Annotated in this window: 25 protein-coding genes and 3 pseudogenes; 24 read left to right on the top strand and 4 right to left on the bottom strand. The window is 47.4% G+C overall.

Features of this window, described 5'->3' with window-relative positions:
• Positions 1-137 precede the first annotated feature (137 nt).
• From D368_RS01160 to pyrG, 3 genes and pseudogenes are all read left to right on the top strand, one after another.
• Positions 138-2,245, top strand: a pseudogene (locus D368_RS01160) ((Fe-S)-binding protein).
• A 227-nt stretch (positions 2,246-2,472) separates the two neighbouring features.
• Positions 2,473-3,000 (top strand): DNA-directed RNA polymerase subunit delta, encoded by a 528-nt coding sequence (gene rpoE, locus D368_RS01155; RefSeq protein WP_071392416.1) that lies wholly within the window; start codon positions 2,473-2,475, stop codon positions 2,998-3,000.
• A gap of 240 nt (positions 3,001-3,240) precedes the next feature.
• Positions 3,241-4,848, top strand: coding sequence for a glutamine hydrolyzing CTP synthase (gene pyrG / locus D368_RS01150; RefSeq protein ID WP_003151098.1), 1,608 nt, complete (start codon positions 3,241-3,243; stop codon positions 4,846-4,848).
• Positions 4,849-4,895: 47 nt separating this feature from the next.
• Here the strand turns inward: pyrG and D368_RS01145 are convergent, their stop codons facing one another.
• On the bottom strand, positions 4,896-5,417 hold the full coding sequence (locus D368_RS01145) for a DUF2529 domain-containing protein (protein WP_025853590.1): 522 nt from the start codon (positions 5,415-5,417) through the stop codon (positions 4,896-4,898).
• Between the two features lie 164 nt (positions 5,418-5,581).
• Between D368_RS01145 and spo0F the strand changes: the two genes are divergently transcribed.
• From spo0F to D368_RS01095, 10 genes and pseudogenes are all read left to right on the top strand, one after another.
• Positions 5,582-5,956, top strand: coding sequence for a sporulation initiation phosphotransferase Spo0F (spo0F, locus tag D368_RS01140; protein WP_012118670.1), 375 nt, complete (start codon positions 5,582-5,584; stop codon positions 5,954-5,956).
• 175 nt (positions 5,957-6,131) lie between these two features.
• The gene (locus tag D368_RS01135; RefSeq protein ID WP_003151102.1) at positions 6,132-6,989 is read left to right on the top strand and encodes a class II fructose-bisphosphate aldolase; all 858 of its coding nucleotides are present in this window, start codon (positions 6,132-6,134) and stop codon (positions 6,987-6,989) included.
• 118 nt (positions 6,990-7,107) lie between these two features.
• Complete coding sequence (fsa, locus tag D368_RS01130) at positions 7,108-7,746, top strand: fructose-6-phosphate aldolase (protein ID WP_003151103.1); 639 nt, start codon at positions 7,108-7,110, stop codon at positions 7,744-7,746.
• Positions 7,747-8,055: 309 nt separating this feature from the next.
• Positions 8,056-9,344, top strand: a pseudogene (locus D368_RS01125) (UDP-N-acetylglucosamine 1-carboxyvinyltransferase).
• A 33-nt stretch (positions 9,345-9,377) separates the two neighbouring features.
• Complete coding sequence (gene glpX, locus D368_RS01120) at positions 9,378-10,343, top strand: class II fructose-bisphosphatase (protein ID WP_003151105.1); 966 nt, start codon at positions 9,378-9,380, stop codon at positions 10,341-10,343.
• A 406-nt stretch (positions 10,344-10,749) separates the two neighbouring features.
• Positions 10,750-12,036, top strand: a complete 1,287-nt coding sequence (rho, locus tag D368_RS01115) for a transcription termination factor Rho (RefSeq protein WP_003151107.1) — start codon at positions 10,750-10,752, stop codon at positions 12,034-12,036.
• A gap of 122 nt (positions 12,037-12,158) precedes the next feature.
• Positions 12,159-12,359: a 50S ribosomal protein L31 gene (gene rpmE / locus D368_RS01110; protein WP_003151132.1), complete on the top strand. Its 201-nt coding sequence runs from the start codon at positions 12,159-12,161 to the stop codon at positions 12,357-12,359.
• A gap of 84 nt (positions 12,360-12,443) precedes the next feature.
• Entirely contained in the window at positions 12,444-13,034 is a 591-nt protein-coding gene (locus D368_RS01105) for a thymidine kinase (RefSeq protein ID WP_014419111.1), read from the top strand.
• Between the two features lie 276 nt (positions 13,035-13,310).
• The gene (gene malS / locus D368_RS01100) at positions 13,311-15,008 is read left to right on the top strand and encodes an oxaloacetate-decarboxylating malate dehydrogenase (RefSeq protein WP_003151135.1); all 1,698 of its coding nucleotides are present in this window, start codon (positions 13,311-13,313) and stop codon (positions 15,006-15,008) included.
• 85 nt (positions 15,009-15,093) lie between these two features.
• On the top strand, positions 15,094-16,050 hold the full coding sequence (locus D368_RS01095; protein ID WP_003151136.1) for an AEC family transporter: 957 nt from the start codon (positions 15,094-15,096) through the stop codon (positions 16,048-16,050).
• 33 nt (positions 16,051-16,083) lie between these two features.
• Here D368_RS01095 and racA read toward each other — a convergent pair whose 3' ends face one another.
• Together racA and gloA2 are read right to left on the bottom strand one after the other, a co-directional pair.
• The gene (gene racA / locus D368_RS01090) at positions 16,084-16,647 is read right to left on the bottom strand and encodes a chromosome-anchoring protein RacA (RefSeq protein ID WP_071392415.1); all 564 of its coding nucleotides are present in this window, start codon (positions 16,645-16,647) and stop codon (positions 16,084-16,086) included.
• Between the two features lie 110 nt (positions 16,648-16,757).
• Entirely contained in the window at positions 16,758-17,141 is a 384-nt protein-coding gene (gene gloA2, locus D368_RS01085; RefSeq protein ID WP_039253500.1) for an SMU1112c/YaeR family gloxylase I-like metalloprotein, read from the bottom strand.
• 111 nt (positions 17,142-17,252) lie between these two features.
• Between gloA2 and prfA the strand changes: the two genes are divergently transcribed.
• From prfA to D368_RS01070, 3 genes and pseudogenes are all read left to right on the top strand, one after another.
• Positions 17,253-18,323 carry a peptide chain release factor 1 gene (gene prfA, locus D368_RS01080; RefSeq protein ID WP_003151139.1) on the top strand — a complete coding sequence of 357 codons (1,071 nt, stop codon included), beginning with the start codon at positions 17,253-17,255 and terminating at the stop codon, positions 18,321-18,323.
• A 1-nt stretch (position 18,324) separates the two neighbouring features.
• Positions 18,325-19,186: pseudogene (gene prmC, locus D368_RS01075) on the top strand (peptide chain release factor N(5)-glutamine methyltransferase).
• A gap of 70 nt (positions 19,187-19,256) precedes the next feature.
• On the top strand, positions 19,257-19,535 hold the full coding sequence (locus D368_RS01070) for a DUF5316 family protein (RefSeq protein ID WP_069449066.1): 279 nt from the start codon (positions 19,257-19,259) through the stop codon (positions 19,533-19,535).
• On the opposite strand, the gene D368_RS01065 is transcribed toward D368_RS01070, so the two are convergent.
• Positions 19,522-19,896 (bottom strand): UPF0715 family protein, encoded by a 375-nt coding sequence (locus D368_RS01065; RefSeq protein ID WP_003151143.1) that lies wholly within the window; start codon positions 19,894-19,896, stop codon positions 19,522-19,524. The two genes, D368_RS01070 and D368_RS01065, sit on opposite strands and share 14 nt — an antisense overlap.
• 160 nt (positions 19,897-20,056) lie before the next feature.
• On the opposite strand from D368_RS01065, the gene spoIIR reads away from it, so the two are divergent.
• The 8 genes from spoIIR to glyA all read left to right on the top strand — a co-directional run bounded on the left by spoIIR (position 20,057) and on the right by glyA (position 26,136).
• Positions 20,057-20,737: a stage II sporulation protein R gene (gene spoIIR / locus D368_RS01060; protein WP_071392413.1), complete on the top strand. Its 681-nt coding sequence runs from the start codon at positions 20,057-20,059 to the stop codon at positions 20,735-20,737.
• Positions 20,738-20,807: 70 nt separating this feature from the next.
• Positions 20,808-21,251, top strand: coding sequence for a GNAT family N-acetyltransferase (locus D368_RS01055; protein ID WP_003151145.1), 444 nt, complete (start codon positions 20,808-20,810; stop codon positions 21,249-21,251).
• Positions 21,252-21,407: 156 nt separating this feature from the next.
• Positions 21,408-22,448, top strand: a complete 1,041-nt coding sequence (locus tag D368_RS01050; RefSeq protein ID WP_071392412.1) for an L-threonylcarbamoyladenylate synthase — start codon at positions 21,408-21,410, stop codon at positions 22,446-22,448.
• 67 nt (positions 22,449-22,515) lie between these two features.
• On the top strand, positions 22,516-23,073 hold the full coding sequence (locus D368_RS01045; protein WP_039253506.1) for a manganese efflux pump MntP: 558 nt from the start codon (positions 22,516-22,518) through the stop codon (positions 23,071-23,073).
• Positions 23,074-23,146: 73 nt separating this feature from the next.
• Entirely contained in the window at positions 23,147-23,602 is a 456-nt protein-coding gene (locus tag D368_RS01040; protein WP_003151148.1) for a low molecular weight protein arginine phosphatase, read from the top strand.
• A gap of 133 nt (positions 23,603-23,735) precedes the next feature.
• On the top strand, positions 23,736-24,185 hold the full coding sequence (gene rpiB / locus D368_RS01035; RefSeq protein WP_003151149.1) for a ribose 5-phosphate isomerase B: 450 nt from the start codon (positions 23,736-23,738) through the stop codon (positions 24,183-24,185).
• A gap of 13 nt (positions 24,186-24,198) precedes the next feature.
• The gene (locus D368_RS01030; protein ID WP_070082509.1) at positions 24,199-24,741 is read left to right on the top strand and encodes a TIGR01440 family protein; all 543 of its coding nucleotides are present in this window, start codon (positions 24,199-24,201) and stop codon (positions 24,739-24,741) included.
• 147 nt (positions 24,742-24,888) lie between these two features.
• Entirely contained in the window at positions 24,889-26,136 is a 1,248-nt protein-coding gene (glyA, locus tag D368_RS01025; RefSeq protein ID WP_102422814.1) for a serine hydroxymethyltransferase, read from the top strand.
• The last annotated feature ends 131 nt before the right edge of the window (positions 26,137-26,267 follow it).

The following is a 26,267-nucleotide window of genomic DNA, read 5'->3' as shown; positions in this document are numbered from 1 at the left end:
CCGACGCTCCTTTCCGAAGTATCCGTAGTGTGCCCTGAGAATGTGAATTTAATTATTGACTGAACACTCATTCATTATTTATGATAAAGTAAAGATATGACAATGAAGAGGGGAATAAGAACAAAGGGGGAGACAAGATGAACGCATTTCTCATGGTAAACGCGCTGCTGTTTTCAGCTGTAACCGCTTACGCCGTTTATTTATTCGTTTACCTGATCAGAACGAGGATCGCTTATATTAAGCTCGGCCAAAGGGAAGAATTTGATAAACGCCTGAAAGAACGTCTTCAGAAGATATGGGTGAATGTGTTCGGACAGAAAAAATTGCTGAAAGATAAAAAGAGCGGAATCATCCACGTTCTGTTTTTTACGGTTTTATACTCGTTCAGTTCGGCGCAATTGATTTTATTCTGAAAGGGCTGCTTCCTGACCGCCATCTGCCGTTCGGCCCGCTTTATCCGGCGTTTACCTTTTTTCAGGAAATCGTCACGTTTCTGATTTTAATCGCCGTAGTCTGGGCGTTTTACCGGCGCTACATTGAAAAGCTCGTCAGACTGAAACGCGGGTTTAAAGCGGGGCTTGTCCTGCTGTTTATCGGCGGACTGATGGTGACGGTGCTTCTCGGGAACGCCATGAACCTTTTATGGCACGATCATTCTCTGTCTTGGACGGAACCGATCGCATCCTCCATTGCGTTTGTGCTCGGGGGTCTTTCAGCGCCGGCGGCTGCCGCCGTGTTTTATGTTTCATGGTGGCTTCATCTGTTGTTTTTGCTCAGCTTTTTAGTGTACGTGCCGCAATCAAAGCATGCGCACTTAATTGCGGGCCCGGCGAATGTGTTCCTCAGCAGGCTGGATTCAAAAGGAAAGCTGGAAAAAATCGATTTTACCGATGAGACGAAAGAAAGCTACGGCGTCGGAAAGATTGAAGACTTCCGCCGCTCTCAGCTTGTCGACCTTTACGCCTGCGTCGAATGCGGCCGCTGTACAAATATGTGTCCGGCCTCCGGTACGGGCAAAATGCTCTCGCCGATGGACCTCATTTTAAAGCTCAGAGACCATTTGACGGAAAAAGGCGCTGCCGTGACATCAAAATCTCCGTGGGTGCCCGCGCCCGTTTTTCAGCACACGAAGGCGAATCAGCTCGCCGCGGCTTCCTCTGGGGGAGGATCGCGTGAAGCGGCGGCAGCCATTGATTACAACCCGAGCTTAATCGGCGAGGTCATCACGGAAGAGGAGATTTGGGCGTGCACCACTTGCCGCAACTGTGAAGATCAATGTCCGGTCATGAATGAACACGTTGATAAAATTATCGATCTGCGCCGCTATCTTGTGCTCACGGAAGGGAAGATGGACAGCGACGCGCAGCGGGCCATGACAAGCATTGAAAGACAGGGAAACCCGTGGGGCTTAAACCGGAAAGAGCGGGAGAACTGGCGGGAGCAGGCTGATACAGAGATTCCGACAGTGAAAGAAATGAAAAAACAAGACAAAGAGTTCGACTATTTGTTTTGGGTCGGCTCAATGGGTTCCTACGACAACAGGAGCCAAAAGATTGCCGTCTCATTTGCAAAGCTGCTCAATGAAGCGGGCGTATCCTTTGCGATTCTCGGCAATAAGGAAAAAAACTCAGGCGATACGCCGCGCCGTTTGGGCAACGAGTTTCTGTTCCAAGAGCTGGCGGAACACAACATCGGCGAATTTGAAAAACACGGAATCAAAAAAATCGTCACAATTGATCCGCACGCCTATAATATGTTCAAAAATGAATATCCTGATTTCGGATTCCGGGCCGAAGTCTATCATCATACTGAATTATTAGCCGAGCTTGTGTCACAGGGGAAACTAAAACCGCTTCACCCGGTCAATGAAACGATTACCTTCCATGACTCGTGCTATTTAGGAAGATACAATGAAGTGTATGAGCCGCCGAGAGCGATCTTAAAAGCCATTCCGGGCGTTCAATTGAAGGAAATGGAGCGCAGCCGCGAAAACGGGATGTGCTGCGGCGCCGGGGGAGGGCTCATGTGGATGGAAGAAGAAACGGGAGCGAGAATCAACACGGCCCGGACTGAGCAGGCGCTTTCTGTCAGTCCGACGGTCATCAGCTCCGGATGTCCTTACTGTCTGACCATGCTCGGTGACGGGACGAAAGCGAAAGAAGCCGAAGACGCGATCGGCACTTATGATGTCAGTGAATTGCTCGCCATGTCTGTATTCGGCGCCGAAAAACAAGAGTCTTTATAGAAAGAAGCGGGCCGCCGGCGCATATGCCGGCGGCTTTGTTTTCGCACATCAGCCGATTTATGAAGGGAAGGCTCTAAAATTTCTTAAATTACGCTGTTTAGGGTAGCATATTCTGTTTTAATTTGTTTATAATGAGAGGTATGGTTTATGAACAAAACAATACAAATTCGTTCTTATTATAGGATAGAAACAGATACATATAAGTAATAGAAAGGGAGTGTCCGACCTTGAGTATCAAACAATATTCTCAGGAACAGCTGAAGCAGATGGCTTTAGTTGAAATCGCTCACGAAATTTTCTCAGAACATAAAAAACCGGTTCCGTTCCAGGAGCTGCTGAATGAAATGATCTCCATGCTCGGTGTTACGAAAGAGGAACTGGGCGACCGTATCGCCCAATTTTATACAGACCTCAACATTGACGGCCGCTTTATTGCTCTGTCAGATCAGACATGGGGGCTCCGCAGCTGGTATCCGTACGATCAGCTGGACGAAGAAACACAGCCGACTGTAAAAGCGAAAAAGAAAAAAGCGAAAAAAGCCGTTGAGGAAGATCTCGATCTTGATGAATTCGAGGAAGTTGATGAAGATGACATCGATCTCGATGAAATGGAAGAAGATATTGACCTTGACGCAGACAGCTTTGAAGACGAAGATATCGATGAAGAAGATGACGACGAGCTTGAGATTGAAGATGAGATGATTGAAGAAGATGAGGAAGATTATGATGATGAGGAAGAGGATCGCAAAGACTGATTTTATATCAGCAAAACGATCTTGACTTTCATTGTCGAACTATGTAGTATGTATTTTGGGCTCTTCAAAAAGAAGAGAATTCATAAGAGTGCTACGCTCCCTTTCAAGAAATTGAAAGGGAGCTTTCTTATTTTCATCTCCCAAATTCTTTTACACATCATTTGTTTTTAGTGAAATGATTTTCTATAAAACGGCACATTTTAAGGAATGTAGCGCAGACCGAAGAGAGGAGCAAACGAAATGACGAAATATATTTTTGTAACCGGGGGAGTTGTATCATCACTCGGAAAAGGAATTGTGGCAGCATCACTCGGCCGCCTTTTGAAAAACAGAGGCATGAGCGTCACCATCCAAAAATTTGACCCTTATATCAACGTTGACCCGGGAACGATGAGCCCGTACCAGCACGGTGAGGTATTCGTTACCGATGACGGCGCTGAGACTGACCTTGACTTAGGGCATTATGAGCGGTTCATTGACATTAATCTGAACAGATTCAGCAACGTGACGACCGGTAAAATCTATTCTGCCGTATTGAAAAAAGAGCGCCGCGGGGACTACCTCGGCGGAACGGTTCAGGTCATTCCGCACATCACAAATGAACTGAAAGACCGCGTTTACCGTGCAGGCAAAGAAACAAACGCAGATGTAGTCATTACTGAGATCGGCGGAACAGTGGGAGACATCGAATCCCTTCCGTTCCTTGAAGCCATCCGTCAAATGAAAAGCGACATCGGCCATGAAAACGTGATGTACATTCACTGTACGCTTGTTCCGTACATCAAAGCGGCGGGCGAGCTGAAAACAAAACCGACGCAGCACAGCGTAAAAGAGCTGAGAAGCCTCGGTATTCAGCCTAATATCATCGTCGTGCGCACGGAAATGCCGATTTCTCAAGATATGAAAGATAAAATCGCGCTCTTCTGCGATATTGACACGAAAGCGGTCATCGAGTGCGAAGATGCGGACAACCTTTACTCCATCCCGCTTAACCTTCAGGAGCAGGGACTCGATAAGCTTGTCTGCGATCATATGAAATTAGAATGCAAAGACCCGGATATGACGGAATGGAAAGACCTTGTCACGAAAGTGAAAAACTTGTCTAAAACCATTACAATCAGCCTAGTTGGTAAATACGTCGAGCTTCAGGACGCTTACATTTCAGTCGTTGAATCACTGCGCCACGCGGGCTATGCGTTTGACGCTGATGTGAAGATCAAATGGATTAACGCCGAAGAAGTGACAGAAAGCAATATTCAAGAGCTGACTGGCGGCACAGACGGAATCATCGTGCCCGGCGGTTTCGGGGACCGCGGCGTAGAAGGGAAAATCATTGCCGCCAAGTATGCGCGTGAGAATAAAATTCCTTTCTTCGGCATCTGCCTCGGTATGCAGATTGCATCCATTGAATATGCTCGAAACGTATTAGGCCTGGAAGGGGCTCACTCTGCGGAGATCGATCCGTCCACCCCTTATCCGATCATCGACCTTCTGCCAGAACAAAAAGATGTCGAGGATCTTGGAGGAACGCTTCGTCTCGGACTGTACCCTTGTAAGCTTCAGGAAGACACGAAAGCCTTCGAAGCGTATGCGGATGAAGTGGTATACGAACGCCACCGCCACCGTTATGAATTCAACAACGAATACAGACAGCAAATGGAAGAGAACGGTTTTGTGTTCTCAGGAACAAGCCCTGACGGCCGTCTTGTGGAAATCATCGAGCTGAAAGACCATCCTTGGTATGTCGCTTGCCAGTTCCACCCTGAGTTCAAATCAAGACCGACAAGACCTCAGCCTTTATTCAAAGACTTTATCGGCGCTTCCGTACAAGCTGCAGAACAGAAGTAATAAAAAAAGACTTGCCTCCTTTAAAAGCGGCAAGTCTTTTTTCTGCATCAGGCATATTCCTGCATCATTTCCTTTAACGTAAAGGATAGCGCGTGATAGACATACAGGCCTGTCATTAATGAAGGAAAGCCGTATCTTGTCCCGTCTTCATCGGGCAGAAGCGGCATTTTTAATTTGCTGTCAATATGAACATCACAAAATTCCTCAATCCCGGTTTGATCTTTGATGACAGGAGATACGCAAACGAGGCCGACCCCTTTTTCATAAAGCTTTTGAGCCAGCGTCTGTTCTTCAGCTGTTCCCGGACCTGAACAAAACATCAGCACCCTGTCGCTTTCTGTAATCGAATCAGCTGTATCCGGAAACGCTTTGACGGAAGGCATCGGTTCTGAGCCGAGTTCCGCCTCGCACAAAATGCCCTGCATCTCATTTGCGCCGTATAAATAAATGGTATGACCGCTGACGGCTGCCTGCGCCAGCAGGCGCGCGCCGTCTTCTATTGCTTCGGATTCCTTATCCTGAATGCGGGAAAAAATGCCTGCAAGCTGTGTCGTAAATATCTTTAACATGAGTGAAACCTCCTTTACACATACAAGAACAGTATACAACAAAAGAGAAAATGCTCAGAAAATGTCGGAAAGTAGACTATTATAATTAAAGGAAATGTGAAAATCAAACAGAATACATAAACAACTGCTTCCTTTTGACGAAAATGATAATATTGGGGTGTAAAATGATGAATGAAAAGATTTTAATCGTAGATGACCAATACGGTATACGCATATTGCTCAATGAAGTGTTCCATAAAGAAGGGTACCAGACGTTTCAGGCCGCCAACGGCATACAGGCGCTGGACATCGTAACGAAAGAACGGCCCGATCTCGTGCTTTTAGATATGAAAATCCCCGGCATGGACGGTATCGAAATTCTCAAGCGCATGAAGATGATCGACGAATCCATCCGCGTCATTATCATGACCGCTTACGGAGAACTCGATATGATTAAGGAATCAAAAGAGCTCGGAGCGCTGACTCATTTTGCGAAACCTTTTGACATTGATGAGATCAGAGACGCGGTGAAAAAATATTTACCTCTAAAATCGAATTAATAAAATTAGAAACAATTATGTCATTGTGTTGCCGATTTGTCGAAAAGTTGGTATCCTAGAGATGGAGAAAAAGCGATCTGTTGTTTTACATATGACAGGTTTTTATGGTCATGCTATAGGTGGAAAGCTTTTTTCGAGAAGAAGCAAATCAGGCTACATAAGGAGGACTTTCGACATGCCTTTAGTTTCAATGACGGAAATGTTGAATACAGCTAAAGAAAAAGGATATGCTGTTGGACAATTTAACTTAAATAACCTTGAGTTCACTCAAGCTATTTTACAAGCAGCAGAAGAGGAAAAATCCCCGGTTATTCTTGGTGTTTCAGAAGGCGCGGGACGCTACATGGGCGGCTTCAAAACAGTGGTTGCCATGGTTAAAGCTCTTATGGAAGAATACAAAGTGACAGTTCCTGTCGCGATTCACTTAGACCACGGTTCAAGCTTTGAATCTTGTGCGAAAGCGATTCATGCAGGTTTCACTTCTGTAATGATCGACGCATCTCACCATCCGTTTGAGGAAAACGTAGCAACTACAGCTAAAGTGGTTGAGCTTGCTCATTTCCACGGCGTTTCAGTTGAAGCTGAGCTTGGAACTGTAGGCGGACAGGAAGATGACGTGATCGCTGAAGGCGTAATCTATGCTGACCCTAAAGAGTGTCAAGAACTTGTAGAGCGCACTGGCATCGACTGCCTTGCACCTGCACTGGGTTCTGTTCACGGTCCTTACAAAGGCGAACCGAACCTCGGTTTCAAAGAAATGGAAGATATCGGAAAATCAACCGGCCTTCCGTTAGTACTTCACGGCGGTACAGGAATTCCGACTGCCGACATTAAAAAATCAATCTCACTTGGTACGGCTAAAATCAACGTAAACACTGAAAACCAAATTTCTTCTGCAAAAGCTGTCCGCGAAACATTGGCAGCTAAGCCGAACGAATACGATCCTCGTAAATATCTTGGACCTGCTCGTGAAGCAATCAAAGAAACGGTTATCGGCAAAATGCGTGAGTTCGGTTCTTCAAACCAAGCTTAATTCAATGTAACATCCATAAACCGCCTGACAGCATTGACAGGCGGTTTTATGTCTTACCTTTAGAAAGCGCAATCATGTTTTACAGTTCTGAAAATTTATTACTGGGGAGGCTTTCCTTATGTTATTTTTCATTGATACAGCAAACATTGACGAGATTAAAGAAGCTTATGAACTTGGCGTTCTTGCCGGAGTTACGACAAACCCTAGTTTAGTGGCGAAAGAAGCTGACGTGTCTTTCCATGACAGACTTCGTGAGATTACGGAAGTCGTGAGCGGATCAGTAAGCGCGGAAGTCATTTCCCTGAATGCTGAAGAAATGATTGAAGAAGGTAAAGAACTTGCGAAAATCGCGCCGAATATTACGGTGAAAATCCCGATGACGTCTGAAGGGTTAAAAGCCGTAAAAGCGCTGAGCGACCTGAACATTAAAACAAACGTAACGCTCATTTTCAGCGCCAACCAAGCGCTTTTGGCGGCAAGAGCCGGGGCGACTTATGTATCTCCGTTCTTAGGCCGTCTGGATGACATCGGCCATAACGGTCTTGAACTGATTTCAGAAATAAGACAGATTTTTGACATTCATGACATTGATACACAAATCATCGCAGCTTCCATCCGTCATGCACAGCACGTGACTGAAGCCGCTTTACGCGGTGCGCATATCGGTACGATGCCGCTGAAAGTCATTCACCAGCTGACGAAACATCCGTTAACGGATAAAGGCATCGAGCAATTCTTGGCTGACTGGAATAAATAAGGGGGAAAAGGGCGGCAAACCGGTTGCATCCGTTTGCCGCACCCTTATGTTTTCCTGTTTGGCAGCGGGCCTTCAGTATCAAAGTGAAGAGTGTGTTTCCCCGGAATATGAACCCGGCGGGCCTCTGTGCATCCTGTGTTAAAAATGCCCCGCAAAGCTTCGCTATTTTCTTCCTGTTATTTTATAATGTCCTTGTATTCTTTCTCTTCGAATTGGCTACATTTTGGACAAGAGCTTTATTTGCAGAGACAGAATAAAATGCCATTTTATTTACGCTCCGCAGCTATCTTCTTATGGAAGGAGACTATCATGGAAAAGTTGAATATTGCCGGCGGCGATCCGTTAAACGGAACCGTACATATCAGCGGCGCGAAAAACAGCGCCGTCGCATTGATACCCGCAACCATTCTGGCAAATTCCGAAGTAACGATCGAAGGGCTTCCGGAGATCTCAGATATTGAAACGCTGCGTGACCTGCTGAAAGAAATCGGCGGAAACGTCCATTTTGAAAAAGGAGAAATGGTCGTCGACCCTTCCCCGATGATCAGCATGCCGCTTCCCAACGGCAAAGTGAAAAACTCCGCGCTTCCTATTACTTAATGGGCGCGATGCTCGGCCGCTTCAAACAGGCGGTCATCGGACTGCCGGGCGGATGCCATCTCGGGCCGCGGCCGATTGACCAGCATATCAAAGGGTTTGAGGCGCTTGGGGCGGAAGTCACCAATGAACAAGGCGCGATTTATCTGCGCGCCGAAAGGCTGAGAGGCGCACGGATTTATTTAGATGTCGTCAGCGTCGGAGCGACGATCAATATCATGCTTGCCGCTGTACTGGCTGAAGGTAAAACCGTGATAGAAAACGCCGCCAAGGAACCTGAGATTATTGATGTTGCCACATTGCTCACCAGCATGGGCGCGAAGATCAAAGGCGCGGGAACCAATGTAATCAGAATCGACGGCGTAAAAGAGCTGCACGGATGCAGGCATACGATCATTCCGGACAGAATTGAGGCGGGCACCTTTATGATCGCCGGCGCCGCGATGGGGAAAGAAGTCATTATTGATAATGTCATACCGACTCACCTGGAGTCTTTAACGGCGAAGCTCAGGGAAATGGGTTTTTACATCGAGACGAGTGACGATCAGCTTCTTATGCTCGGCGGGCAGAAGCAGATAAAACCGGTCGACGTAAAAACGCTTGTTTACCCGGGATTCCCGACTGATCTTCAGCAGCCGATGACATCTCTGTTAACGAGAGCCAGCGGCACGAGCGTCGTAACCGACACCATCTACTCGGCCCGATTTAAACATATAGATGAGCTGAGACGGATGGGGGCCAATATGAAAGTGGAAGGCAGGTCGGCCATTATCACCGGTCCGGCCGAGCTTCAGGGCGCAAAAGTAAAGGCGAGCGATCTGCGCGCAGGCGCTTGTCTGGTCGTCGCCGGACTCATGGCTGACGGCGTAACCGAAATTACCGGTCTCGAGCATTTAGACCGCGGCTACAGCAATCTTGAGAAAAAACTCGAAGGTCTGGGCGCCACAATCTGGCGGCAAAGGCTGACGGACGAAGAGATAGAACAGCTCCAAAATTCATAGAAATGCGGACTTTTGAGAGGAGATCGTGTTGAAATGGAAAGAAGCTTATCGATGGAATTGGTTCGAGTCACTGAAGCGGCGGCTTTAGCATCTGCCAGATGGATGGGCCGCGGGAAAAAAGATGAAGCTGATGATGCGGCGACAAGCGCAATGCGTGACGTGTTTGACACGGTGCCGATGAAAGGCACGGTCGTGATCGGGGAAGGCGAGATGGATGAAGCGCCGATGCTTTACATCGGCGAAAAGCTCGGAAACGGATACGGCCCGCGCGTCGATGTCGCCGTCGATCCTCTTGAAGGCACAAACATCGTAGCGAGCGGCGGCTGGAATGCGCTGACGGTGATCGCGGTCGCCGACCATGGAACATTGCTGAACGCCCCGGATATGTATATGGAAAAAATCGCGGTCGGTCCCGAAGCGGTAGGCTGCATCGATATCGAAGCGCCTGTCATTGATAACTTAAAAGCCGTTGCGAAAGCGAAAAATAAAGACATTGAAGATGTCGTGGCAACCATTTTAAATCGTGACAGACACGAAAAAATCATCTCTGAATTGCGTGAGGCGGGCGCCAGAATCAAATTGATCAACGACGGTGATGTCGCGGGCGCCATCAATACGGCCTTTGACCATACGGGAGTAGACATTCTCTTCGGTTCAGGCGGGGCTCCTGAAGGCGTGCTGTCTGCCGTTGCGTTAAAAGCGCTCGGCGGCGAAATCATCGGCAGGCTTCTGCCGCAAAGTGCGGAAGAGCAGGCCCGCTGTGAGCGAATGGGCCTTGATGTATCCAAAGTGCTCCGGATGGAGGACCTTGTGAGAGGGGATGACGCCATTTTTGCCGCAACGGGCGTGACGGACGGAGAGCTGCTGAAAGGCGTTCAGTTCAAAGGCTCCGTCGGCACGACTGAAAGCCTGGTCATCCGTGCGAAATCAGGAACGGTCCGATTCGTTGACGGAAGACACAGCCTGAAGAAAAAACCAAATCTTGTGATCCGGCCATAAATAGAGAAAAGCGGGACGGAAAGTCCCGCTTTTCTTTTGCAAAAAAGAGTCAACCCTATCATTTATATGTCAAAGCATTATTTAAGTTGAATAATTTTTTGAAATGAGGTAAAAATAAAGAGTGCTGCGATTTTTCTGTGTCATTCCTTCTTTTGAGTACTGGGAAATTTTCAAATTCTACCGCATACAGACGATATAAATATTGATCTTCTCAAGTTTTTGTCCTCGCTTCCTTCAAAACTCATTAAGACATTCCTTTTTTAAAAAAGCGCCGATCATGGGTGGAAGTGTTACCGATAGAAGTTCCTGAACGTTTTATAAAAGAATGTGCTTTGGCGGAATCATGCGAAGCAGCCGATTTGAATGAAAACAGCAATACATTGACTATGAAAAGCGTGGTGTTTTTATGAAAGACGTATCTATTTCCTCTTTGGAAAATATGAAATTAAAAGAACTATATGAACTGGCCAGACATTATAAAATCTCCTACTACAGCAAACTGACTAAAAAAGAATTAATCTTTGCCATCCTGAAAGCCAACGCCGAGCAGGAGGATCTTCTGTTTATGGAAGGCGTGCTCGAAATCATCCAATCGGAAGGATTCGGCTTCCTCAGACCGATTAATTACTCGCCAAGCTCAGAAGACATCTATATTTCTGCTTCCCAGATCCGCCGCTTTGATTTAAGAAACGGTGACAAAGTATCCGGCAAGGTGCGTCCGCCGAAAGAAAACGAACGCTATTACGGACTTTTGCACGTTGAAGCGGTAAATGGAGACGATCCGGAATCTGCGAAAGAGCGCGTTCATTTTCCCGCGCTGACACCGCTTTATCCGGACCGCCAAATGGTGCTTGAGACGAAACCGAATTATCTCTCAACAAGAATTCTCGATATGATGGCTCCCGTCGGTTTCGGCCAGCGCGGTCTGATCGTGGCGCCGCCGAAAGCCGGTAAAACCATGCTGTTAAAAGAAATCGCTAACAGCATTACGACAAATCAGCCTGACGCTGAATTGATCGTTCTCTTAATTGATGAAAGACCGGAAGAAGTAACGGATATTGAACGTTCCGTAGCGGGCGATGTCGTCAGCTCGACGTTCGATGAAGTGCCGGAAAATCACATTAAGGTAGCGGAGCTTGTGCTTGAACGGGCGATGCGTCTCGTTGAACACAAAAAAGACGTTATCATTCTGATGGACAGCATTACCCGCCTGGCACGGGCCTACAACCTCGTTATCCCGCCAAGCGGACGTACGCTTTCCGGCGGGATTGACCCGGCTGCGTTCCATCGTCCGAAGCGCTTTTTCGGTGCCGCGAGAAACATTGAAGAGGGCGGCAGCCTGACCATTTTGGCGACGGCGCTCGTAGACACGGGTTCCCGGATGGATGACGTCATCTATGAAGAGTTTAAAGGAACGGGCAACATGGAGCTTCACCTTGACCGTTCTCTCGCGGAAAGACGGATTTTCCCGGCGATCGATATCCGCCGCTCCGGCACGCGGAAGGAAGAGCTGCTCGTGCCGAAAGAGCATCTTGACCGTCTATGGGCGATCCGCAAATCGATGTCTGATTCTCCGGACTTCGCAGAGAAGTTTATGAGAAAAATGAAAAAAACAAAAACGAATCAGGAATTCTTCGATCTGATCAACCAAGAATGGAAGCAGGCAAACCTTTCATCATCAGCCCGCCGCTGATAAAAAATGTATTTGCAAATGCAGTAAATGACTGATATAATTCTCTCATATGCGTTCCGGATTCGCTCCGGAATAATAACTCTGTTTCCACACGGGATTCAGGGCGGAAGGAGATGGATACAATGAAAGCAGGAATTCATCCTAATTTCAAAAAAGCAACAGTTAAATGCGCTTGCGGAAATGAATTTGAAACAGGCTCAGTAAAAGAAGAGGTACGCGTTGAGATTTGCTCTGAATGCCACCCATTCTACACTGGACGTCAAAAATTCGCTTCTGCTGATGGTCGTGTTGATCGCTTTAACAAAAAATACGGTCTTAAGTAATAATAGATTTTACAGGCAGGCAAGAATTGCTTCTTGCCTGTTTTTTATGTCCATAAACAGGAAAAAAAGGGGAGCGGATAGCCTATGTACATAATGAAGCAAAGCGGATGGCTTGAGCTGATATGCGGCAGCATGTTCTCTGGGAAATCAGAAGAGCTGATCCGCAGAGTGAAAAGAGCGACTTATGCGAAGCAGGAGGTCAAGGTGTTCAAACCTGCCATTGATAATCGCTACAGTGAGGAGGCTGTCGTTTCTCACAACGGCACCTCCATGACAAGCCACGTCATCTCGTCTTCGGCTGAAATATGGGATCATATCAGTGAAAGCACGGACGTCATTGCGGTAGATGAAGTGCAGTTTTTCGGCGAATCGATCATCGGCGACTTATCCTCGCTTGCGGATAAAGGCTATCGTGTCATCGCGGCCGGACTTGATATGGATTTCCGGGGAGAGCCGTTCGGCGTGGTGCCGAATCTGATGGCGGTTGCCGAATCAGTGACGAAGCTGCAGGCGGTCTGCTCCGTTTGCGGGTCGCCGGCAAGCCGTACGCAGCGTTTGATTGACGGGAAGCCCGCTTCCTATGATGATCCGGTCATTTTAGTCGGCGCGTCGGAGTCATACGAAGCGAGATGCAGACATCATCACGAAGTGCCGAAAAAACAGTCTGATAAATAACCCTTTTCATGAAAACATCGGTAAAAAATCCGGTGTTTTTTTGACGTTTTTTCAAAAATTGTAGTTAAATAACTTAAAAAAGAGTATGAAAAAATTAAGTAATTTTCATCTCTTGAATTTTCATTTTTACAGGCATAAAATGACTAAGTAATGTAAATAGTTATGAGACATTGTTCGAATAATTGTCAAAAAAAGATATAGCAGATCGCGATCACACTGGCCAAAATGGGTAATTACTTAACTTTGTTAACTATTTGAAGAAAGAAGGAGATTTTCTTGAATAATATTAAAGTAACGAAGGAAGGCAACTTAGAAACTACTTTAAGAGGAAAAGAAGTTCTATCTATCCCTACTTTAAATAAAGGTGTTGCGTTTTCAGCAGAAGAAAGAAAAAGCCTTGGATTAGACGGGCTGCTTCCTCCGACCATTCTGTCTCTTGATGAGCAGGCAAAACGCGCATACGAGCAGTTTCAAGCTCAGCCGGACCGCCTTCGCCAAAACGTATATTTGAATGATTTGCAAAACCGTAACGAAGTTCTTTTCTTTAAATTGCTTCAAAACCATCTTCGTGAAATGCTGCCGGTTGTTTACACACCGACTGTCGGTGAAGCGATTCAAGAATACAGCCATGAGTACAGAAGACCTCAAGGGATTTACCTTTCTATCGACAACGTGGAAGGAATTGAAGAGGCATTTGAAAACCTTCATGCCACTGCCGGAGATATTGATCTGATCGTTGCGACAGACTCAGAAAGCATCCTCGGAATCGGTGACTGGGGTGTAGGCGGTATCAACATCGCCATCGGTAAATTAGCCGTATACACAGCGGCTGCCGGTATTGACCCAAGCCGTGTTATTCCTGTCGTTCTTGACGTCGGTACGAACAATGAAAAACTTCTGAACGATCCTTTATACATCGGTAACCGTCATGAACGTATCCAAGGCGAACGTTATGAAGCTTTCATTGACGCTTATGTAAAAGCTGCGCTTAAATATTTCCCTAAAGCTCTTCTTCACTGGGAAGACCTTGGAAACAAAAACGCGCGCAATATCATGAAGAAATACAACCATGAAATTCTTACATTCAACGATGACATTCAAGGAACAGGCGCGATTACGCTTGCAGGTGTGCTTGCGGCTATGAAGAAAACAGGCGCGTCTATTAAAGACCAGCGTGTGGTTGTCTTCGGTGCGGGATCTGCCGGAATCGGAATCGCTGACCAAATCCGCGACACTATGGTGCTTGCCGGTCTTTCTGAAGAAGAAGCCAACAAAGCGTTCTACACAATGGACTACAGAGGCTTGTTAATTGAAGGTATGGAAAACATTCTTGATTTCCAAGAGCCGTACCTGCGCACAGCTGAAGAAATTAAAGATTGGAAACGCGATGAAAACGGACAAATTCCTTTCATTGAAGTGATCCGTCAAGCGAAACCGACAATCTTAATCGGTACATCAGGCCAAAGCGGCGCGTTCAGTGAAGAAATCGTCAAAGAAATGGCAAAACACGTTGAGCGTCCGGTCATCATGCCGATGTCTAACCCGACACCGCTTGCTGAAGCCGTTCCTAGCGATCTATTCAAATGGACTGACGGCAAAGTGCTTGTGGCGACAGGAAGCCCGTTTGACAATGTAGAGTACAATGGCGTTTCTCATGAAATCGGACAATCTAACAACGCGTTCGCGTTCCCTGGACTTGGTCTCGGTTCAATCGTTGTAGAAGCGAAAGTGATTACTCCTGCAATGTTTGCGGCAACTGCTGACGCAATCGCAGAAAGCGTTGATTTTGAAACACCGGGTGCAGGCCTTCTGCCGAGCATGAGCGACTTACAAGAAGTTTCAATTAAAGTTGCGATCGCCGTAGCGGAAACTGCCATTAAAGAAGGCGTGGCAAACCGCATTCCTGAGAATGTAGAACAAGCCGTTCTTGATGCAATGTGGAAACCGCAATATAAACAAGTTATCGCTAAATAATTTTACGATTAATTTTACAGTCCGAGGGAAAGCTTTTATGTAAAGGCTAAAGTATACGGACATTAAGGATTTGGAGGAGAATATTTTGAGCTTCTTAGATATTTTAATCCTCCTGGCGCCGATCTTTTTCGTGATCGTGCTGGGATGGTTCGCAGGTCGCTTCGGAAGTTATGACGCGAAGTCAGCAAAAGGGGTAAGCACCTTAGTTACGAAGTACGCGCTTCCGGCGCATTTTATCGCAAGTATTTTAACCACTTCAAGAAGTGCGTTTTTATCACAGGTTCCTTTGATGATCGCTTTGATCATTGGGATTGTCGGATTCTTTATCGTCATTCTGTTGGTTTGCAAATTTATCTTCAAGTATGATTTAACGAATTCATCTGTATTTTCTTTAAACTCTGCACAGCCGACATTTGCATTTATGGGTATTCCGGTACTCGGAAGCTTATTCGGAGCAAACGAAGTAGCGATTCCTATCGCCGTTACGGGTATCGTGGTTAACGCCATCCTTGACCCGCTTGCGATCATTATCGCTACTGTCGGAGAGTCATCTAAGAAACAAGACAGCGAAAACGAGAACTTCTGGAAAATGACTGGTAAGTCTATTCTTCACGGTCTTTCCGAACCGCTTGCGGCTGCACCGCTTATCAGTATCATCCTGGTACTCTGCGGTGTGACACTCCCTGGCTTGGGTGAAAAAATGCTTGATCAGCTCGGAAGCACAACATCAGGTGTTGCACTCTTTGCCGTCGGTGTAACTGTCGGTATCCGCAACATCAAGCTCAGTCTGCCGGCTTTCGGTATCGCTTTGTTAAAAGTTGCCGTTCAGCCTGCGCTGATGTACTTGATCGCTCTTGCAGTCGGACTTCCGGCTGACCAGATCACGAAAGCGGTATTGCTCGTTGCATTCCCTGGATCTGCGGTAGCGGCGATGATTGCCACACGTTTCGAAAAACAAGAGGAAGAAACTGCGTCCGCGTTCGTGATCAGTGCGATTTTATCTCTCATCTCACTGCCGATCATCATTGCGCTGACTGCATAATGAAAAGCTCCCTGTTTCAGGGAGCTTTTTTGATTAGAATTGAAATTTAAAAGGCGAAAATCTCGTTTTTTTTCTGGGTTTCTTATGTTCTGAAGAAGCGGCTGTTTCTGAGAGGGGAGCTGTCTGGGCAAGTTCCTGGATGCGGGAGGTCAATGTCTGCAATTCGGTATTGAGGTCGTCAATTTCCCGTCTGTGCTGAAGAAGCTGATAAGACACCCCTTCATCCGCTTTTTGTTTCAGCTGGCGTTCCAGCTCCTCTATCCTTGAAAGCAGATGGTTCTCACCTTGTTTCTCTTTCGTGAGAATGTCCAGTTTGCGCTCCAGCTCTGCCAACCTTTGTTCAGCGCCGCCATTGATTTTCGGACGCTGCAAAATGAAGCCTGTCCGTTTTTTCGGCTGCCGGGGCACTTGAACGTCCAGAAGGGCAGTGCCTTCAGAAATTTGCCGTTTGACCGATTTCAGCACATCAAGATCTTCAGGTGTAAAGGAATAATGTCCGAGCTCATTCCGCTCAGCCGGAAGATTCAGCTGCTTGACCCACCTTTGCACCGTTTTTGCGGAGACACCGAGCTCTTTCGCGGCCATGTTTGTATTCATGATCACATACCTCCTTTTTGCTAGGTATTCGACCATGAGGCGGCGTTCCCTTCATGTTAGACAAAACAAGAAGGAATTCGCCAAAGAAAGCGGCATTTCTTCAAAAAACGTTACGCTTCATACAATTCAAGCGGAAGCTTGTCGGGATCGAAGAAAAAGGTAAACCGTTTCCCCGTCAGAGGATCGGTTCTGATCGGTTCTGTGCCGACGCCCTTTTCCTTTAACTCCCTGACGGCTGCTTCAAGATCGTTTACGGTGAAGGCGAGATGCCGGAGACCCGCGGCTTCCGGTCTGGTCGGCCGTTCGGGCGGATCGGGAAAGGAAAACAATTCAATCGCATACACGCCGTTCAGCGCCAGATCGAGTTTATAAGATTCCCGTTCCTTTCGGTATGTTTCTTTTATAATGCCGAAACCGAGTATCTCGGTGTAAAAAGCTTTCGACTTTTCATAATCAGAGCATATGATTGCTATATGGTGGATGGATTTCAGCATATCCGCCCCTCCTTTTTTGCTTCAGTATAACAGAGGCGAATTGCTTTTGACTGGTGATAAGCCCTATACTATAATGAGAATGTTACGCACAGGAAAACAGAGGTGAAGACCGTGTTAGACCGTTTACAGTCAATTGAACAACGATACGAAAAATTAAATGAGCTTTTAAGTGATCCGGAAGTGGTCAACGATCCGAAAAAGCTTAGAGAATATTCGAAAGAGCAATCTGATATACAAGAAACCGTTGAAGTCTATAGACAATACAGAGACGCATCAGAACAGCTTGCCGATGCGAAAGCGATGCTTGAGGAAAAGCTTGATGCCGATATGAGAGAAATGGTGAAGGAAGAAATCTCCGAACTGCAGGGAGAGACGGAAACCTTATCAGAGCGTTTGAAAGTGCTCCTCATCCCGAAAGACCCGAACGATGACAAAAACGTAATCATGGAGATCCGCGGAGCAGCGGGAGGAGAAGAAGCCGCGCTGTTTGCGGGAAATCTCTACAGAATGTACTCCCGTTACGCCGAAATCCAAGGCTGGAAGACTGAAGTCATGGAAGCAAACGTGACCGGAACGGGCGGTTACAAAGAAATCATCTTTATGATTACGGGAAAAGGCGCATACTCCAAGCTGAAGTATGAAAATGGCGCGCACCGCGTACAGCGTGTGCCGGAAACGGAATCAGGCGGCCGTATTCATACATCCACGGCGACGGTGGCGTGTCTTCCTGAAGCGGAAGAAGTAGAAGTGGACATCCACGAAAAAGACATCCGCGTCGATACATTCGCATCAAGCGGACCGGGCGGACAAAGCGTAAACACGACGATGTCGGCCGTACGCCTGACGCATTTACCGACCGGTGTCGTCGTATCCTGTCAGGATGAAAAATCTCAGATTAAAAACAAAGAAAAAGCGATGAAGGTGCTCCGCGCCAGAATCTATGACAAATTCCAGCAGGAAGCTCAGGCTGAATATGATCAGACCCGTAAATCAGCCGTCGGATCAGGCGACCGTTCCGAGCGTATCCGCACATACAATTTCCCGCAAAACCGTGTGACGGATCACCGCATCGGCCTGACGATTCAAAAGCTGGATCAAATCCTGGAAGGCAAGCTTGATGAAGTGGTTGAAGCGTTAATCGTAGAAGACCAGTCAAGCAAGCTCCAGCAGGCGGAAAATTAAGATGAAGACCGTTTTTGAAGCCCTAAGCTGGGCTTCTTCTTATTTAACCGAAGCGGGAAGAGAAAAAAACGCGGCCGAGCTGCTGCTGTTAAATGATACCGGAATGGATCGGAGCAAACTTCTCGCAAGTCTGCAGGAGCCCGTCGGCGAGGACGAACTTTACCGTTTCAGACGGCACGTGGAGATGCATAAAGAAGGTATTCCGATTCAATATATTATCGGGAAAGAACAGTTTTACGGCAGGGAATTTTTTTGTGAATGACGATGTTCTCATTCCGCGTCCGGAAACGGAAGAAGTCGTCTTTCATCTGCTGGACAGACAGAAGCGGGTATTTTCCGGGGCGGAACGACTGAACGTCATTGATATCGGTACGGGGAGCGGAGCTATTGCGGTGACGCTCGCGCTTGAATGCGGACATTTTTCAGTATCGGCTTCGGATATTTCAAAAGAAGCGCTGCAGGTGGCGGAAAGAAATGCGCAAAACCTCGGAGCGGACGTGTGCTTTTTGCAGGGAGATCTGTTAACTCCTTTTATTTCATCAGGAAAAAAAGCGGATATTATTGTTTCCAATCCGCCGTATATTTCTGAAGAAGAAATGGCGGATTTGTCGGATATCGTCCGTTTCCATGAGCCGCTTCATGCTCTTACGGACGGCGGTGACGGTTTGAAATTCTACAAGCGGTTTATGGAGGAGCTGCCTCTTGTCATGAAAGATAAAGCGCTTGTCGTCTTTGAAATCGGATATAATCAGGGAAAAGCCGTGAAAGACCTGTTCCGTCATTCCTTTCCGAATGCGGAAGTGGAAGTCGTACAGGACATCAACGGAAAAGACAGAACCGTATCCGCGGTCATCACATCATGAAAAAAGCCCGCCGGTGACGCACACGGCGGGCTTTTGTTACAATGGAAAGAAAATGAAAGGGGCATCCGCCTTGAAAAAAGCGTTCGCCTTCGGATGTATACTCGCCGCCGCAGCTTATGCGGCTGGATTTGTCCTGCCGTTTGGCTTTGACATCATTTTCGGCGCCGTTACGGCTGTTCTTATCGTCGCAGCGGTCATCGTTTCCGGGCTGGCCGTAAGCGGAGCGGAGCAGCGGGCCAATTATCATTCTGAAACAGAAGAAGGACGGCACGCCCGTTTAAAGATGGCCGCCGTTTTCTTTTGCGCCGCTCTCCCTTCAGCCGGCTGTCTGCTGATTACGCTTCTGTAGCCGGATTTTGTCTTTGCAGCAATACGGAATCCCACACCCAATAGACGACGGCTGTTAAAACCGCAAAGATATAAAAGGCTGAATTAGAAAACAGAGATTGGCCTGACGGCTGCAAAAGACCGAAGATGATCCCGTTTGCAATGAATGACACCCCTAAATAATAAAGAAAATACAGCGGATGAAATCTCTTCGGCTTTTTATTCAGAAAGTATTGAAGCGGCAGCGCAAAAATCAAATAAGGAAACAAAAAATAAAACGCCATCGAAATGAAAGCCGCGATAATGAATTGATGAACATACAAAATAGAATAAATGACAGACATACATGCCGCCGACAGCAGCACGGTGTAATTATATTTCATCTGAAAACCTCCTATCAAAATAATATCGTACCATATTTTGAATCTGTCAATGCAGATTATCAGCTTGCTAGATTTTTTTCTTCCCGCCGGTTTAAACCTTTTCCGTCATGTCCATAATGGGACTAGATAAAAAAAGCACGGAGAGGAACGGTGGGGACCGATGAAACAGACAATGATGATCTGCATATATATTTTTCTTTTATTATCAGGAGCGCTTGCGGGTTTGACAAAAGAAGAAACGGCGCGGGCATCAGCCGATGAGCCCGTCGTCATACCGGATGAAGCGATCCGGCTCAGGATTTTGGCCAACAGTGATAACGATGAGGATCAAAAGCTCAAGCGCCAGATCAGAGATGCTGTAAACAGGCAAATTACGGACTGGGTGAAAGATATCACTTCCATTGAAGAAGCGCGGCGGCTCATTCGTTCGAAGCTTCCTGAAATTAAAGAAATCGCCAAACAAACGATGAAAGAAAAGGGTGCGCATCAATCCGTTTCAGTTCAATTCAATAAAATCTCGTTTCCGACAAAGCTGTACGGCAATATGGTCTATCCGGCCGGAAAATATGAAGCGATTTTAATTACACTCGGCAATGGCGAGGGCGCCAACTGGTGGTGCGTCTTGTTTCCGCCGCTGTGCTTCCTTGATTTCTCAAACGGCGAAGCGGTGAAAGATCAGGAAGACGGCGGACAGAAGCAGGAAGAAACGCAGAAACAGACAGAAAAAGTGCTGGATGACGTAAAAGCAAAGGCTGATAAAGCGAAGAAAGAAAATAAAGATGACGATGATACCGAAGTGAAGTTTTTCCTCGTCGATTGGATTTCAGATCTATTTTCCTGAAGCAAAAGGCATAAATCCGGATTCGATTCATAGATTGGAAGAAAGAGTTGATCGAAACGGAGGGAAATATATGTTTTATCAGCTGAGAGTGGCAAGAGATCAAGATACGGAGGCGCTGGAGGCCTTTTTGAAAAAGTCTGATACGGCACATGCGGAAATCGATCAGCAGATCAGCCGGTTTATCGTGCTGGAAGACAGCGAAAAAAAGATTGCCGCCTGTCTCGGGATCGAAAAATTCAGCGGCGGAAAAGGGCTTCTCCGTTCACTCGTCATGTCGGACAGGCTGAATCAAAGCCATATCGTTACACTGTTTCAAAGTATGGATGTGCTGTGCAAAAAACATGAGATTCAAGATGTCTACTTAGTCGCCAATCAGCCCTCATCTGCTGAGTTTCTGAATGTGATGGGATTTGAAGCGTGCGCCGATGCGCCTGATGAACTGTATACGTCCGAACATTTCCGCAACTCGTTATGCACAGAAGGTTCGTTTTTAATGGTGAAAACCTCTGCCTGATCTAACTTATACACAAGGTTATCCACTTATTAAAAAGTGTTGTCCACAGTTTGTGGATAACACTTGTTTTATTAAAGGACATCTTTTATACTTTCAAAAGGAATACACGAGAGAAAATAAAGTTTTACCGCTTTAAAATAAGGAGTTTGGTTATACATGAAAACAAGAAGATGGTTTGTGGATTGTTCCGCAGAATTATCCACAACCGATCCCCAGATTACACAAGCCGCGGAATTGCTCCGGCAGAATGAGGTTGTGGCTTTTCCGACAGAAACCGTTTACGGACTGGGCGCTAACGCTGAAAATACGGAAGCCGTAACGAAAATATATGAGGCGAAAGGAAGGCCGAGCGATAACCCGCTGATTGTGCATATATCCCATGTCAGCCAGCTTGATCGTTTTATCAGCCATATTCCTGAGACGGCGAAAAAGCTTATGGAGCTATTCTGGCCGGGGGCGCTGACCCTTGTCCTGCCGTGTAAGCCCGGTGCGCTGTCACCCCGTGTCACCGCGGGACTTGAGACGGTAGCGGTCAGAATGCCTGATCATCCGGCAGCATTAGCCCTCATCAGCTCGGCCGGACTGCCGATCGCCGCGCCGAGCGCCAATTTATCAGGAAAACCGAGCCCGACGAAGGCCGAGCATGTAGCTCATGATTTAAACGGCCGTATTGCCGGTATTGTGGACGGCGGCGCGACGGGAATCGGAGTGGAATCAACCGTTCTGTCCTGTACGGGGAAACAGCCCGTGCTGCTTCGTCCGGGAGGCGTGACAAAAGAGCAGATTGAATCCGCCGCCGGTCCGGTTCTTGTGGATAAAGGGCTGACAGAAGAAGATGAGGTTCCTATTTCTCCCGGTATGAAATATACACATTACGCGCCTTCTGCGCCGATGGCTATTGCCGACGGCGGCGCCCGGAGAATTCAAGAACTGGCAGACGCATATAAAAGCCGGGGAAAACGAATCGGCATTTTGACAACAGAAGAGAACGCCGATAGTTACCAGGCTGATTATATCAAGGTCTGCGGCAGACGCGCCGACCTTGAAACAGTGGCGTCCGCCTTATACGATGCGCTCCGCAGCTTTGATGAAGCGGAAGTGGATATGATTATTTCTGAGTCCTTTCCGGATACCGGAGTGGGGCTCGCCGTTATGAACAGGCTGATGAAAGCCGCAGGCGGCACCGTTATCCATTAACTTGTTCTACCCCTTATCGGACATGCATAAGCTAAACAAGCGGGCACGTCCAAGGGGGTTTTTATTCATGTCGAATCTATTCATCGGGGAACTTGTCTCCTTAAGCATCATGGCATTTGCTTTGGGGACGGATGCCTTTTCCGTCGGACTCGGAATGGGAATGATTCAGCTGAAGAAAAAACAGATTTTTCATATAGGGGTTGTCATCGGGCTGTTTCATGTCATGATGCCGCTGGCGGGAATGGCGGCCGGGCATCTGCTGTCCGGTTTTCTGGGGATGCTCGCCGTTTACATCGGCGGATCTCTTCTTTTCATTTTAGGGGTGCAGATGATGATCGCCGCGTTTAAACAATCGGACGGGCCGCTCATATCTCCGGCAGGCTCGGGACTGTTGCTGTTTGCGGTCGGTGTCAGTCTGGACAGCTTTTCTGTCGGGCTCAGTCTCGGGATGAACGGCTCCAATCCGTTTCTGGCCGTTACGCTGTTCGGGGTCTTCAGCACCGTTTTAACATGGGCGGGCCTTTTGGCGGGAAGAAAGGTGCAGTCGTGGCTCGGCTCCTACAGCGAAGCGCTTGGCGGAGCCATTTTGATCGGATTCGGGCTGAAACTGCTTTTACCGATATAAGATACGTAAAAAAAGAAACGAAGATGCCGTTTCTTTTTTCTTCATTTATAATAGGCAGTAAGAGGTGACGGACATGAAAATAATCTTTGTTTGTACAGGCAATACGTGCCGCAGTCCCATGGCTGAGGCTCTTTTTAAATCCATAGCAGAAACGAAAGGGCTGGATGTCAGCGTAAGCTCGGCCGGCGTATTCGCGTCTCCGCACGGAAAAGCGTCGGCTCATGCCGTAGAAGCGCTGTTTGAAAAACGGATCGCCCTCAATCACAGTTCATCTCCCTTATCGGAAGAACATATCGAGACGGCCGATCTGGTGCTGGCGATGACCGAACAGCATAAACAGCTGATTGAAGGCCGATATCAAAACAGTCAGGGCAAAGTCTTTACCATTAAAGAATACGTAACGGGGGAAAACGGCGATATCTCTGACCCGTTCGGCGGTCCGCTTGATGTTTATAAACAGACGCGGGACGAACTGGAGGAGCTGCTGACCCTTTTGGCTGATCAATTGCTTGACGGGAAAAGCAAGTAATCTGTCAGAAAATCTGCAAACAGGTCATTTGCAAAACGAATGTGAAAGAGTAGAATGAAATCAACGGATTTCGTAATAAAAAGGACAAGCACACTGGGCTGTCTTCGCCCAGCCACACCTAGGAGGTAAATGAATGAAAGTAGCTATTGCGTCAGATCACGGCGGCGTCCATATCCGCGAAGAAATAAAAAGTCTTTTGGATGAATTGCAGATTGAATACATTGATATGGGCTGTGAATGCGGCGCCGGCTCTGTCGATTATTCAGACTACGCTTTTCCGGTAGCGGAAAAAGTGGTGAACGGCGAAGCTGACAGGGGAATTTTAATTTGCGGCACAGGCATCGGCATGAGCATCTCCGCAAATAAGGTAAAGGGCATACGCTGTGCGCTTGCCCATGACACCTTCAGCGCAAAAGCGACGCGTGAACACAATGACACGAATGTTCTTGCGATGGGCGAACGCGTCATCGGCCCGGGGCTGGCGCGCGAAATCGCAAAAGTCTGGCTGACGACTGAATTTACGGGCGGCCGCCACGAACGGCGGATCGGCAAAATCGCAGATTACGAAGAAAAAAATCTGTAAGAGGTGCTGGACAATGGAAGAGATGAAGCAAAAATGGACGGACATGCTGACTGAGTTTCAAGAGCAGGCAGGACTGACGGACGGCAGTCTGCTGGTGATCGGGTGCAGTACAAGTGAAGCCGCCGGAAGCCGGATCGGCACCGCCGGAAGCGGGGATTGGGCTGAATTGATATACAGCGGACTTAACCGGTTTAAGGAAAAAACGGGTGTGCATCTTGCTTTTCAATGCTGCGAGCATTTAAACAGGGCGCTTGTCATTGAAGCGGAAACGGCCGAGCGGTTCAGGCTCCCCATTGTTTCAGCCGTCCCCGTCCCGAAAGCGGGCGGAGCGATGGCCTCTTATGCATACCGGCAGATGCGTTCTCCAGTGCTCGCTGAATCGATTCAGGCTGACGCCGGGATTGACATCGGTGATACGTTCATCGGCATGCATCTGAAACCCGTTGCCGTCCCTGTCCGGATATCGAGCCGTGAGCTTGGAGAAGCACATGTAACGATGGCCCGGACAAGACCGAAGCTGATAGGCGGAATTCGCGCCGTTTATGAATGCGAATGATGAAAATGCTTTTCCTGTATAATGTTCGTGTTTTCTAATTAAATTTTGTGATTTTTTTAAATAAGCTGTTACATTCACCTGAAAAACCATGTACAATAAGGGTGGTAAAAATAAAGAACAGGAAACGGATAGGAGAGGATCTCGCTGATGAAACATTTACCTGTACAAGATAAACAAGTGTTTAACGCCATCAAAGATGAGCGTAAGCGTCAACAGACTAAGATCGAATTAATTGCTTCTGAAAACTTCGTGACGGAAGCGGTAATGGAAGCACAAGGCTCTGTTTTAACAAACAAATATGCTGAAGGCTACCCCGGCAAACGCTACTACGGCGGCTGTGAGCATGTTGATGTCGTTGAGGACATCGCCCGCGACCGCGCGAAAGAGATTTTCGGAGCTGAGCATGTAAACGTTCAGCCGCACTCAGGCGCTCAGGCGAACATGGCTGTTTACTTCACGATTTTAGAGCACGGCGACACGGTGCTCGGGATGAACCTCTCCCACGGCGGCCACTTAACACACGGAAGCCCGGTTAATTTCAGCGGCGTTCAATACAACTTTGTAGAATACGGTGTCGATAAAGACACGCAATATATAGATTATGAAGATGTGCGTGAAAAAGCGCTGGCGCATAAGCCGAAACTCATCGTAGCCGGAGCGAGCGCATACCCCCGCACGATCGACTTTAAAAAATTCCGCGAAATCGCTGATGAAGTCGGCGCTTACTTCATGGTAGACATGGCGCATATCGCGGGTCTTGTCGCAGCCGGTCTTCATCCGAATCCGGTTCCTTACGCTGACTTTGTAACGACAACGACTCACAAAACACTTCGCGGACCCCGCGGAGGAATGATCCTTTGCCGTGAAGAGTTTGGCAAAAAGATTGATAAATCCATTTTCCCGGGAATCCAAGGCGGACCGCTTATGCATGTCATCGCGGCAAAAGCCGTTTCTTTCGGAGAAGTGCTTGAAGATGATTTCAAAACATATGCGCAAAACGTCATCTCGAACGCGAAGCGCCTGGCTGAGTCTCTGAACAAAGAGGGCATTCAGCTCGTATCAGGCGGAACGGATAACCACCTTGTACTTGTCGACCTCCGTTCTCTCGGACTGACCGGAAAAGTCGCTGAACACGTTCTTGATGAAATCGGCATTACATCTAATAAAAACGCGATCCCTTACGATCCGGAAAAACCGTTCGTCACAAGCGGAATCCGTCTCGGTACGGCAGCTGTGACAAGCCGCGGCTTTGACGGTGACGCGCTTGAAGAAGTCGGCGCCATCATCGGCCTCGCGCTGAAAAATCATGAAGACGAAGCAAAACTTGAAGAAGCGAGAAAGCGCGTATCTGCCTTGACTGAAAAGTTTCCTTTATATAAAGAACTGGACTATTAATAAGGAAGAAACCTGCCGGAACCTTAATCCGGCGGGTTTTTTTATGATTTTCTTGAAACTGTTTGTCTTTTTCTGTAGAATCAATAGAAGTGTGAAAAAGTCACTCGGACAACAAAAAAGGAGCTGAACAC

The sequence above is a fragment of the Paenibacillus lentimorbus NRRL B-30488 genome, from assembly GCF_000411595.1.
In the GTDB taxonomy this organism is placed as follows: Bacteria; Bacillota; Bacilli; order Bacillales; family Bacillaceae; genus Bacillus; species Bacillus velezensis.
Note: the sequence above shows the minus strand (reverse complement) of the source record. Positions and strands in the feature narration are given on the sequence as shown.